Origin of the sequence: Nonomuraea harbinensis (assembly GCF_019396385.1) — a bacterium.
Taxonomy (GTDB): Bacteria; Actinomycetota; Actinomycetes; order Streptosporangiales; family Streptosporangiaceae; genus Nonomuraea; species Nonomuraea ferruginea.
In genome coordinates, this window is sequence record NZ_JAHKRN010000008.1 from 234,581 (window position 1) to 245,301 (window position 10,721).

Consider the following 10,721-nt stretch of genomic DNA (forward strand, 5'->3'; position numbering starts at 1 on the left):
GGAGAGGCCATACATGGACGCGGTGTTCGACGCTCAGTTCCGGATCATCAAGGACGCCTTCGCCTCACGGGGGATCGAGGTGACGGTGGCCTACACGCCGGCCGGGGAGGTCGACTACCTCTATGAGGCGGGCCGTCTGCTGGCACGACGCGGGGACGTCGGACGGATCGCCGAGGCGCTGCCGCCCGGGCTGAGGCAGCTCGACCGGCGCGGCCGGGGCGAGCTGTCGGTGCTGTCGCTGGAGGGGATCGAGGGCGGCACGATGACCGTACCCGAGGCGCTGGCCCGCATCGAGCAGCGGCTCGGCACCGGCGCGCGCCCGCTCGACCGGCGGCCCGGCCATGCGGGCGAGGCCACGCGGGAGCGCGCGCCCATCGCCTCGCCGGTGCACGTCATGCACATCTCCCGGCTGTGTCCCGGCACCGAGCCCGAGGTGCCGCCGGGTGATCCGGGGGTGCCGTGGCCGCCGCCGTGCGAGGCCGGCGAGGAGGTGCGGGAGGTGACCATCGGCGTGTGCGACACCGGCTGGCTGCAGCTCGACCCGGCCGTGTACCCCTGGCTGGGCGGCGTCAGCGGCGACCCCGAGCCGCTGGGCCCGCCCTCGCCGATCAGCGGGCTGCCGATCATCCCCGCCTTCCGCGGGCACGGCACGTTCGTGGCCGGGGTGGCCAAGTGCCAGGCGCCCACGGCGCGCGTGTCCGTCGCCGACCACTTCTCCACCTCCGGCGCCGAACTGGAGGACGTGATGGTCGGCAAGCTGGAGGACCTGGTGGCCCAGTCGCCGGCGCCCGACGTGATCAACCTCTCGGCCGGCACGTACACCCGCGACAACTGGTCGTCGATCGGGTTCGAGCTGTTCCAGCAGGACCATCCGGACGTCGTGCTGGTCGCCGCGGCCGGCAACGACGCCACCGACCGGCCGTTCTACCCGGCCGCCTACGACTGGGCCGTGTCGGTCGGCGCGCTCGGACCCGACCAGACGCACCGCGCCTGGTTCAGCAACTACGGTCCGTGGGTGGACGTGTACGCGCTCGGCGAGGGCCACGTCAACGCCTACGCCACCGGCGAGTACACCTACCAGGAGCCGCCGAAGCGGCCGGCCGTGCAGAACTTCGCCGGCATGGCCCGCTGGGACGGCACCTCGTTCGCGGCGCCGCTGGTCGCGGGGCTGATCGCGGACCGGATGGCGCGTACGGGGGAGTCGGCGCAGGACGCCAGGGCGGCCGTGCTCGCCTCGGCGCAGGATCTGCAGGGAGTGGGCAGGGCGTTGTTCCCGTGCGGGCAGGCCTGATGGCGCGCTCCGGCCCGCGGATCACCGGTCGCGGGGCCCCTGTGCCCGCGCCGGTGCTCCCGGTGTCCGCCCCTCGCCTGGCGGGCGGGTGCTTACGCCTGTAGGAGTCCGGTGGTCCCGATTTGATACGGGTGATTTTTCTCCAGGAGCGGCCGGTGTATCAGAGCGCGGTCCGGCCGCTCCGTCAGGGTGACCGCCGTCACCGAGTAGCGAAGAGACGTCATGCCCCTTTACTGCTCGCATCGTCCGTTGCAGCGTCACGCCTGGACGCACCGCGCATTCGCGTTCACCCTGACGGGGTGGGCCGGGCCCGGAAAGGAGCACACGGACATGCGAGACGATCCATCGGTCGTCGCCCTGGTGATGAGGGCGAGGGCCGGTGAGAAGGACGCGTGGGACGAGATCGTCGAACGTTACGCGCCCCTGGTCTGGTCGATCTGCAAGGCCTTCCGGCTGAGCCGGGCCGACGCCGACGACGTGGGCCAGACGGTGTGGCTGTCACTGGTCGAACAGCTGCCGAGGCTGCGTGAGCCCGCGGCGCTGCCCGGCTGGCTGGCCACCGCCACCCGGCGCGAGTGCCTCAGGCTCGCTCACGGCGCCGAACGGCAGCAGCGGCTCAGCCAGCAGGTCGACCAGGAGGCGCTGGTGGACGAGCGGGCGGCGGCGCTGGATCAGGATCTGCTCGACGCGGAGCGGAACGCGGCGCTCATGGCCGGTTTCCGGCAGCTCGAAGCGCGCTGCAGGGAGCTGCTGGCCATGCTGATGCGGGTGCCGCCCGCCTCGTACGCGGAGATCAGCGACAAGCTGTCGATGCCCGTCGGCGCGATCGGGCCGACGCGGGCGCGGTGCCTGGCCAAGCTGCGCCGCTCTCCGGCGGTGGCCGCCCTGATCAGGTCCGAACGTGAGACGCAGGAAGAGGGCGAGAGGCATGGCCACGCCGTGGTGGAAGGACGAAGACAGGTTGCTCGCCGCGCTCAGACGGGCCGATGAGGCGGCCCGCGAGGTGCCGCCCGAGTTCGTGGCGGCCGGGAAGGCGATCTTCACCTGGCACGACGTCGACGCCGAACTGGCGTCGCTGACCTACGACTCGGCGGCGGAGCGGGAGGAGCTGTCGCCGACGCGGGGCGCGGAGCACGTGCCGCTGCGGGCGCTCATCTTCGCCACCGGCGAGGTCACGATCGAGCTGGAGGTCGGCAGGGAGGCGCTGATGGGGCAGGTGGTCCCGGCCCGGCCGGGCACCGCCTACACGCACCTGGTCACCGGCGCGGTGGTGGAGTCGGCGATCGACGAGTCGGGCTGCTTCGTGTTCAGGCCCGCGCCGTCGCAGGCGTTCCGGCTGCAGTGCAGCCCCAGCAGCGGCACCAACGTGGTGACCGACTGGATCGCCCTTTGAGCTTAGCTTGACGTGATGGGTAATGATGTAATCACATCGCCGGCCGTCATGTCGGGAGGCTCCCCGTGGACTCCTACTCGCAGATCGTCTCTTCCGTGGCGGCCGAGCTGCTGCCCAAGGTCGCCAGTGTCCGCGCCGGGAGGGGGAGCGGCTCCGCCGTGGTGTTCACCCGCGACGGGTTCCTGCTGACGAACGCGCACGTGGTCGGCTCCGCCCGGTCCGGCACCGTGGCCTACGCCGACGGCAGTTCCGGCCCGTTCACCGTGATCGGCCGCGACCCGCTGTCCGACCTGGCCGTGATCCGCTCCGGGGTGCCCGCTCCCGAGCCCGCCGAGCTCGGTCAGGCCGACGAGCTCGTCGTCGGCCAGCTCGTGGTCGCCGTCGGCAACCCGCTCGGGCTCACCGGATCGGTGACGGCGGGCGTGGTGTCGGGGCTGGGCCGGTCGCTGCCCGCCCGCAGCGGCTCGGCCGTACGGCTCATCGAGGACGTGATCCAGACCGACGCGGCGCTCAACCCCGGCAACTCCGGCGGCGCGCTGGCCGACTCCCGGGCGCGGGTGGTCGGCGTGAACACCGCCGTGGCCGGCGTGGGCGTGGGGCTGGCCGTGCCGGTCAACGCCACCACGCGGGCCATCGTCGCCGCGCTCATCCGCGACGGGCGGGTGCGGCGGGCGTTCCTGGGGCTGGTCACCTCGCCGGCGCCGCTGCCCGAGGCGCTGCGGCGGCGCACCGGCCAGGACGGCGCGCTGCGCGTGGTGGAGGTGATCGCCGGCTCGCCCGCCGGCCGGGCCGGGCTGCGCGCCGGCGATCTGGTGCTCAGCGCGGGCCGCAACCCGGTGGGCGACGCGCAGAGCCTGCAGCGGCTGATGTTCGCCGACGCGATCGGGCGGCCGCTGCCGATCACCGTCTACCGCAACGGCGCGCTGGTCGACGTCATCGCCGAACCGGTGGAGCTGTCGGGGCCGGAAGCCTGACGCGGGTGCGCCGGGCCAGCAGGTCGTCCATCAGCTCCTCCCACTGGGCGCCGATGGCGGCGATGTCGTAGCGCTTGGCGGTCTCCAGGCCGCCGGCGGCCAGGTGGCGGCGGAGCGGCTCGTCCTCGATCACCCGCATGATGGCGGCCGCCAGGTTGTCTTCGGTGCGAGGCTTGACCAGCAGCCCGTCGACCCCGTCGGTGATCATCTCCTTGGGGCCGTGCGGGCTGTTGAACGAGACGATCGCGACCCCCTTGGCCATCGCCTCCAGGATCGTCAGCGAGAAGCCCTCGTGGCGTGAGCTCATCACGTGGATGGACGCCTTCTCCAGCTCGGCGCCGATGTCGGCGGTCTTGCCGGGCAGCTCCACCTTGCCCTCCAGGCCGGCCTCGGCGATCTGCTCGCGCAGGTTGTCCTCCTGCGGGCCGGCGCCGAAGATGCGCAGCGTCCAGTCGGGGTGCGCGGCCGCCACCTGTTCCCAGGCCTTGATCAGCCGGTGGAACCCCTTCAGCTTGGTCATCCTGCCCATCGCGACCGCCACCTTGGCGTCGCCCTTGGCGAGGTCGCCGTTCATCGGCGGGACCGCGTTCGGGATGCGCACCAGCTTCTTCGGCGGCTTGGGCAGCGCGGCCCGGTAGTCGCTCAGGTCGGCCTTGGTGAGCGTGACGAGCGCGTCCAGGCGGCGGTAGCGCCACTTGATCAGCTCCTGCAGGCCCTGGTCCTTGACCTTGAGCGCCACGTGCTCCTGCCCGATCGTGATCACGCTGGGCTGAGCTAACTGGGCCACCGCCAGGTTGAGCCCCGGCCTGGTCGCCATGAGCACGCCCGTGCCGACCGAGCGGATGAACCGGGCCAGCTTCAGGTCCGTCCACAGGGTGAACCGGTGGTAGGCGGTCTCGTCCTGCGGGATCAGGCTGCTCGGCAGCTTCGACAGCATGGCACGCACCGGGTCGGAGCCGGGCGTCAGCCGGTCGTCCAGATAGCGCACCCGCACCCGCGGGTCCAGCGGGAAGAACGGCTCCTCGTCCTCCCGCAGGATCGACACGATCTCCACGTCGTGCCGTTCGGCCAGCTGGCCGGCGAGGTTGAAGACGGTCCTGATGGTGCCGCCCATGCCGTTGGCGTGGAGCAGGAGGATCTTGATCTCCCGCGTCGACGGCGGGGGCGCCTTGCGCGCCCTGCGCCGGTTGTAACCCCTGTACACCCGGGCCGCCGCCGACTTGCCCTTACGCGCCCATGTCCGCACCTGGAACGTCCCCCCGCCGGTTGACAACGTGATGGATCGGCGAGGCCGGCGGTAGGAGTCGCCCCCCGTCGGCCCTTACCGAGTTCGAGTGGTTTGCGCCGTTCATCCCCGTGGCGCTATCCACTTCTATGATCTTTAGACGCCATATGGCGGGATAACGTTGCTTGCGAAGTCAACACTTTTCAGACGAATCTGACAGGGCAGCCGGGATGTGGACGACCCGGCTGCCTCGCCAGTGCCCAGTCGTTACGCCTCTTCAGGCTTCGCGGCCTCCTTCTTCATCTCCTTGTCCTGCCGGTTCGCCTTGAGGGCCTGCTTCTTCGCCTTGCCGGACTTCGCGCTGGGTTTCTTCTTCATGTCAGACATGGTGTCCCCCCTGTACGGACAGTGCGCCTCATATAACGCACTAACCCCGTAATACCCCTACTCCACCAAAACGCGACATACCATCAATTTGGTACGAGTCCAGAACGCGAAAAGCTCAGGCCCCACCCATCCCGCATCCAGGGGTCACAGCAGGGTGAGCTGCTGGGGAGAAGGCGGTGGCGGCGGCGGGAGGCGGCGGGCCCTGGCGGGGGTGGCGCGGCCGATGCCGAAGCGGGTGGCGAGCTCCCTGATCTGGGTCGTGACGCGCTCCTGGTAGGCCCTGGGCGCGTAGGCGCCGCGACCGTACAGCTCCAGATAGCGCGGCACGAGGCGCGGGTGCTCGCGGGAGAGCCAGGCCAGCCACCACTGCCGGGCGCCGGGGCGCAGGTGCAGCACGATGGGGGTGAGATGGGTGGCGCCGGCGGCGGCGATCTCCCTGACCGTGCGCTCCAGCTGGGCGGGGGAGTCGGTGAGGTAGGGCAGCACCGGGGCCATCAGGACGCCGCAGCCGATGCCGTGGGCGTTGAGCGTCGCGCACGCCTCCAGGCGGCGGCGAGGGTCGGGGGTGCCCGGCTCGACCGAGCGCCACACGTCGGGGTCGAGGAAGCCGACCGAGAAGCTCGCGCCCACGTCGGCGCGGTCGGCCGCCTCGGTGAGCAGGTCGAGGTCGCGCAGGATCAGCGTGCCCTTGGTGAGGACCGAGAACGGGTTGGCCGCGTCGCGCAGCGCCGTCAGGATGCCGCGCATCAGCTCGTAGCGGCCCTCGGCGCGCTGGTAGCAGTCGACGTTGGTGCCCATCGCGATGTGCTGCCCGCGCCAGCGCGGCGCGGCGAGCTCCTTGCGGACCAGCTCGGCGGCGTTGACCTTCACCACGATCTTCGAGTCGAAGTCGGCCCCCGCGTCGAGGTCGAGATACTCGTGGGTCTTGCGCGCGAAGCAGTAGACGCACCGGTGGCCGCAACCGCGGTAAGGGTTGATCGTGTAGTCGAACGGCACCCGGCTGGCCGCCGGCACCCGGTTGATGATCGAACGCGCCTGGATCTCGTAGAAGGTCATGCCCCGGAAGCCGGGGGTGTCGAAGGTGCGGGCCACCGCGCCGCGGGCGAACAGCGGCGCGGCCGGATCGTCCGGCCCGGCGTCGGTCAGACGCAGGTTGTCCCAGCGCATGCCATGATTAGAACAGAGGTTCGACAGTGATCGCAAACCAAAAGAGATCGCAATTGGCAGGTCGGCCCACGGCTAATGATCTTCATGGTTGGGCAGGAATGCGGCACAGAGCTTGCGTTCCGGAGGTGCACCCATGGCCTGGTCGCAGGACGAAGAGCGGATGCTGGCCCAGATCGAGCAGCACCTCGTCGATGACGATCCGCGACTCGTCGCACGGCTGGAGTCGTTCAACGAGCGCGCGCGCCGCAGTGAGGAGAGGTCGGCGGGCGGGCACGCGCCCAGCCGCTCGACCGTCATCATCGTGATCAGCTGGTTCCTGATCGCCACGCTCGTCGCCACGCTCCTGATCCTCGTCCTGCGTGAGGGGGCCTCGGCCGCCCTCGCCCTGACCGCCGCCTGACCCCATCCGCCCCGCGGGCCTCGCCTGAATGGGCCGGGGTCAGCGGGAGGACGGCAGGGCGCGCAGGAAGTCGGCGGCCACCGGCGCGGCGACCTTGCCGCCGCCGCCACCGCCCTCCACCACCACCGCGAACGCCACGTCGTCCCTGAACCCGATGAACCACGCGTGGGAGTCGAGCTCGGGCCCCGTGCCGTACTCGGCGGTCCCCGTCTTGCCGTGGGTGCCGGCGGGCAGGCCGGCGGCCTTGGCGGTGCCCTTGGTGACGACGGCCGCCATCATCGCGTGCAGGTCATCCGTCACCCCGTCGGGCAGCGGGCGGGGCTTGACCTTCTGCTCCGCCTCCGGCACCAGCGTGGGCGGCCGCCAGGTGCCGTCGGCGAGGGCCGCGGCCACGGACGCCATCGACAGCGGGCTGGCCGTGATGCGGCCCTGGCCGAAGGACTCGGCCGCCAGCTCGGCGTCGGACTCGGCCCTGGGGAAGCTGGGCTCGGTGGCGGGCAGGCCGATGGCCGGCGCCGTGTTGAAGCCGACCAGCTCGGCGGTCTTCAGCAGCTTGTCGGCGCCGAGCCGCTGCTTGGCCAGCGGCGCGAACGAGGTGTTGCACGAGTAGGCGAACGAGTCGGAGAACGACACCTTGCCGTACGCGGCCTCCTCGGAGTTGCGGATGCGCAGCCCGCCCACGGTCACGTACTTCGGGCAGGTCACGGTGTCGCCCGGCTTCAGCCCCGCGGCCAGCAGCCCGGCCGCGGTGACCGCCTTGAACGTCGAGCCCGGCGGGTAGCGGCCGTCGATGGCCCGGTTGAACCCGCCCCGGTTGTTGACCACGCCCAGGATCTCTCCCGTGCCGGGCCTGATCGCCACCAGCGAGGCGGGCTTGTCGAGGTCCTTGACCGCGGTGACGGCGGCGTCCTGCACCTGGGGGTCGAGCGAGGTGGTCAGGGACTCGCCGTCCTCGCCCTCGATCGTCTCCAGGGTGGTCTCGCCCGCCCTGATCTCGGTCGTCGGCGTGCCGGCGAGCCGCTTCTCGAACGTCTGCTGCAGCCCGCCCCGCCCGACCGCCTGCCCGGTCTTGTAGGCGGAGCCGAGCCGCCGCACGTCGTCCTTAGTGGCCTTGTCGAGGAAGCCGACGAGCTGCTGGACCGAGCCGCCGACCTCGCCGGTGTCGATGCGGTTGCCGTCGGCGTCGACGATCTTGGCCCGCTCGGGCCACTTCGCCTTGAGCGTGAACTCCGCCTCCGAGGTCAGCTTCGGATGCACCGCGGCGGGGGCCCAGTCGACCTTCCAGTGGCGGTCGGCCACCTTGAGCGCGAGCTCTCCCTCGTACGTCCAGTCGCCGAGGTTCTTCAGCCGGTGGGTGGCGGTGTAGGGGACGGTGGCGCGGTCGTCGCTCTCGCGCGGCTGCCCTAGCGTCACCTCGGTGGACTCGACGCCGAGTCCCTCGCGGAGCCGGCCGTAGAGGCCGAGCTCGCGCGGCACGGCCAGCTCGGCGCTCATCCGCGCCTGGTCGCCGGACTGCCACGCGGCGGCGAAGCGCTGCGCCGTCTCGGCGGGTGTGCCGCGGGTGTGCAGCACGTAGTAGGCGCCACCGGCGGCGGCCCCCACCGCCACCACGGTGGCGACGGACACGATCACGATGGTGCGCGTACGCGCCACTGTCAGCCCCCTGACCGTCGACAGGGGACCGAGCTTAGCGGGGCGGCATCACGACGTGCCATGGGACGGCTTGTGACCGGACGCGTACTCCGGGACGTACTCCTGCCCGGAAAGCCGCTGGATGGCGGCCATGACCTCGTCGGTCACGCGGCGCCGCTCCCGGGCGTCGCGATGGTCGCCGTCGAACCGCAGCGGCTCGCCGATCCGGATGCCGACGGTGGCCGGGCGGGGCACCCTGGCGCCGAACGGCATCACCTTGTCGGTGCCGCTGAGCGCCACGGGAAGCACGGGGGCGCCGGTCTTGAGCGCCAGCCAGGCGACGCCGACCTTGCCGCGGTAGAGACGGCCGTCGGGGGAGCGGGTGCCCTCCGGGTGGATGCCGAACAGCTCGCCGCGCTCCAGCAGCCCGGCGGCGGCGTCGAGCATCTCCTGCGCGGCCCTGGCGCTCTCACGGTCGGTCGGCAGGCTGCCGCCCAGCCGCATGAACCAGCTGGAGACCGGGTTGCCGGAGAAGTACTCGTTCTTCGCGGCGAACGTGACGTGCCGGGGGAGCAGCGCGGGCAGCAGGAACGAGTCGATCACCGACAGATGGTTGGCCGCCAGGATGGCCGGGCCGGTCCGCGGCACGTGCGCCGCGCCCGACAGGTGCGGCCTGCACATGGCGTGGGTGAGCGGCACCGCGGCGAACTTGACCACGTGATAAAGCAACTTGGCGCTCCAGGAGGCGATCGTGTCGGTCCGGCCACTCACCCTAAACGCGTCGTGCCCCGTCCGGGGACGGGGCACGAGGACGCGTTAAGGCCGATGTGGCGGTCGCCTCCTCGGCGAGATGCACAACACGGCTCCAGCCGAACGGTATTCCGTGAAGGCGGTAATTTGCGGCCCGGGGGACACAGACCACATCGGCCATTCGATGCTAACGGACATCCGGCTGGAGGTATTCCACCCGGGCCCAAGATTCGGTCACGTTCTGGTCCAGTGCGGTTGCGCCACGTCGAACACCCGCTGCTCACGGCCACGGAGCGCGACTTCCGCGAACTGCCACAAAATCGCCCCCGTCGGCGCGTGGATCACGATCGACGGCCCCAGCGGCAGCTGCAGCAGCTCGCCCCGCCACCGCGGCACCCCGGGCGCGAGCAGCCACTCCAGCGGCACGTCGTGCACCGACGCCACCTCGCGCGGATCGGCGACCGGCCGCTGCGAGCCGCCGAAGGCCACCATCGGCGTGATGACGAACCCGGAGTCGGTCACGAAGTCGTCGAGCAGCCCCGCCACGGTCACGCCGCCGACCGAGGTCTCCTCCTGCAGCTCCCGCAGCGCCGCCTCGACGGGCGTCTCGCCGTCGTCCAGCCGCCCGCCGGGCAGCGCCCACTGCCCCGGGTTCCGGCCGTGCGGCGCCCGCCTGATCACGATCGTGTACGGGTCGCGCCGCTCGTCCTCCAGCACGCACACGGTCACGGCGGCCCGGCGGATCCCGTCGGCGGGCGGCACCTCCCGCCGGTCGAAGGCCCGCAGCCGGGCGGTGACCAGAGCCCGGAGCTCGTCGATGGGCGGCAGCATCCGCTCAGGATCTCACGCCGCCAGCAGGGCGCCCAGCGCGGTCCCCGCGGCCATGGCGGCGGCCGCGCCGACCGCCGCCCACCTGCCGAGCGCCTCGCCGCGGGCGTGACCGGCGATGCCCAGCAGGATCCCCGCCAGGCCGAACGCGATCGGCAGGTAGAGCAGGGCGACGGCGGCACAGGCGAACCCGGCGGCCGACAGCACCTCGGCCGCGGGACCGCGCAGCTCACCCGGGCGCGGCTCATCGGGGTGCGGGTCTGGCGAGGTCATCGCGGCCTCTCTTGGAGGGGCAGGTCAGCCCATCACATACCCGCGCCGCCTCCGAGGTCCAGCTCCACCGGCAACGGCCCCGCGTGCACGATGTCCAGCCGGGACACCGCCCTGGTCAGCGCCACGTACAGGAGGTTCGGGCCGCGCTCGCCCGAGCGGGCGATGTCACCGGGCTCGCACACCACCGCGTGGTCGAACTCCAGCCCCTTCGCCAGCGAGGCGGGCAGGACGGCGAGCCGCTCGTCCGGCTCAAGCCCGGCCGCCCGCAGCGCCTCCTCCAGCGCCCCGGCGGCCGGATCGGCGGCGATCACCCCCACCGACCCCTCGAACCCCAGCGCCTCCCGCACCGCCGCCACCAGGCCGGCGGCCAGGTCGCCGGCGGCGCGCACGCGCAGCCTGCC

Annotated in this window: 11 protein-coding genes and 1 pseudogene; 5 read left to right on the top strand and 7 right to left on the bottom strand. The window is 72.0% G+C overall.

Annotation, left to right across the window (positions count from 1 at the left end):
* Positions 1-13 precede the first annotated feature (13 nt).
* The 4 genes from KME79_RS11685 (at position 14) to KME79_RS11700 (ending at position 3,658) form a co-directional block, all read left to right on the top strand.
* Positions 14-1,291, top strand: a complete 1,278-nt coding sequence (locus KME79_RS11685; RefSeq protein WP_219544428.1) for a S8 family peptidase — start codon at positions 14-16, stop codon at positions 1,289-1,291.
* A gap of 330 nt (positions 1,292-1,621) precedes the next feature.
* Positions 1,622-2,281, top strand: a complete 660-nt coding sequence (locus tag KME79_RS11690) for an RNA polymerase sigma factor (protein WP_148031932.1) — start codon at positions 1,622-1,624, stop codon at positions 2,279-2,281.
* Positions 2,220-2,684, top strand: coding sequence for a hypothetical protein (locus KME79_RS11695; RefSeq protein ID WP_148031931.1), 465 nt, complete (start codon positions 2,220-2,222; stop codon positions 2,682-2,684). Before KME79_RS11690 ends, KME79_RS11695 begins: the two co-directional genes overlap by 62 nt.
* 65 nt (positions 2,685-2,749) lie before the next feature.
* Positions 2,750-3,658 carry a S1C family serine protease gene (locus KME79_RS11700; protein ID WP_219544429.1) on the top strand — a complete coding sequence of 303 codons (909 nt, stop codon included), beginning with the start codon at positions 2,750-2,752 and terminating at the stop codon, positions 3,656-3,658.
* Here KME79_RS11700 and KME79_RS11705 read toward each other — a convergent pair.
* Together KME79_RS11705 and KME79_RS11710 are read right to left on the bottom strand one after the other, a co-directional pair.
* Positions 3,618-4,904, bottom strand: coding sequence for a glycosyltransferase family 4 protein (locus tag KME79_RS11705; protein WP_219544430.1), 1,287 nt, complete (start codon positions 4,902-4,904; stop codon positions 3,618-3,620). The two genes, KME79_RS11700 and KME79_RS11705, sit on opposite strands and share 41 nt — an antisense overlap.
* Before the next feature lie 510 nt (positions 4,905-5,414).
* Complete coding sequence (locus tag KME79_RS11710) at positions 5,415-6,437, bottom strand: Rv2578c family radical SAM protein (RefSeq protein ID WP_219544431.1); 1,023 nt, start codon at positions 6,435-6,437, stop codon at positions 5,415-5,417.
* A 133-nt stretch (positions 6,438-6,570) separates the two neighbouring features.
* Between KME79_RS11710 and KME79_RS11715 the strand changes: the two genes are divergently transcribed.
* Positions 6,571-6,837, top strand: coding sequence for a DUF3040 domain-containing protein (locus tag KME79_RS11715; protein WP_219544432.1), 267 nt, complete (start codon positions 6,571-6,573; stop codon positions 6,835-6,837).
* 39 nt (positions 6,838-6,876) lie between these two features.
* On the opposite strand, the gene KME79_RS11720 is transcribed toward KME79_RS11715, so the two are convergent.
* From KME79_RS11720 to KME79_RS11740, 5 genes and pseudogenes are all read right to left on the bottom strand, one after another.
* Positions 6,877-8,463, bottom strand: coding sequence for a penicillin-binding transpeptidase domain-containing protein (locus tag KME79_RS11720; RefSeq protein ID WP_308248877.1), 1,587 nt, complete (start codon positions 8,461-8,463; stop codon positions 6,877-6,879).
* A 75-nt stretch (positions 8,464-8,538) separates the two neighbouring features.
* Positions 8,539-9,240 carry a lysophospholipid acyltransferase family protein gene (locus tag KME79_RS11725; RefSeq protein ID WP_261808584.1) on the bottom strand — a complete coding sequence of 234 codons (702 nt, stop codon included), beginning with the start codon at positions 9,238-9,240 and terminating at the stop codon, positions 8,539-8,541.
* Between the two features lie 213 nt (positions 9,241-9,453).
* A complete protein-coding gene (locus tag KME79_RS11730) occupies positions 9,454-10,050 on the bottom strand; it encodes an NUDIX hydrolase (RefSeq protein WP_219544434.1) in 597 nt (198 codons plus the stop codon).
* Between the two features lie 12 nt (positions 10,051-10,062).
* Positions 10,063-10,320: a hypothetical protein gene (locus KME79_RS11735; protein ID WP_148031924.1), complete on the bottom strand. Its 258-nt coding sequence runs from the start codon at positions 10,318-10,320 to the stop codon at positions 10,063-10,065.
* A gap of 32 nt (positions 10,321-10,352) precedes the next feature.
* Positions 10,353-10,721, bottom strand: a pseudogene (locus KME79_RS11740) (AAA family ATPase); the annotation flags it as partial.

Coding starts and splice junctions, on each gene's coding strand:
- KME79_RS11715 (WP_219544432.1), top strand. CDS start 6,571: ATGGCCTGGTCGCAGGACGAAGAGCGGATGCTGGCCCAGATCGAGCAG.
- KME79_RS11735 (WP_148031924.1), bottom strand. CDS start 10,320: ATGACCTCGCCAGACCCGCACCCCGATGAGCCGCGCCCGGGTGAGCTG.
- KME79_RS11695 (WP_148031931.1), top strand. CDS start 2,220: ATGGCCACGCCGTGGTGGAAGGACGAAGACAGGTTGCTCGCCGCGCTC.
- KME79_RS11690 (WP_148031932.1), top strand. CDS start 1,622: ATGCGAGACGATCCATCGGTCGTCGCCCTGGTGATGAGGGCGAGGGCC.
- KME79_RS11685 (WP_219544428.1), top strand. CDS start 14: ATGGACGCGGTGTTCGACGCTCAGTTCCGGATCATCAAGGACGCCTTC.
- KME79_RS11710 (WP_219544431.1), bottom strand. CDS start 6,437: ATGCGCTGGGACAACCTGCGTCTGACCGACGCCGGGCCGGACGATCCG.
- KME79_RS11730 (WP_219544434.1), bottom strand. CDS start 10,050: ATGCTGCCGCCCATCGACGAGCTCCGGGCTCTGGTCACCGCCCGGCTG.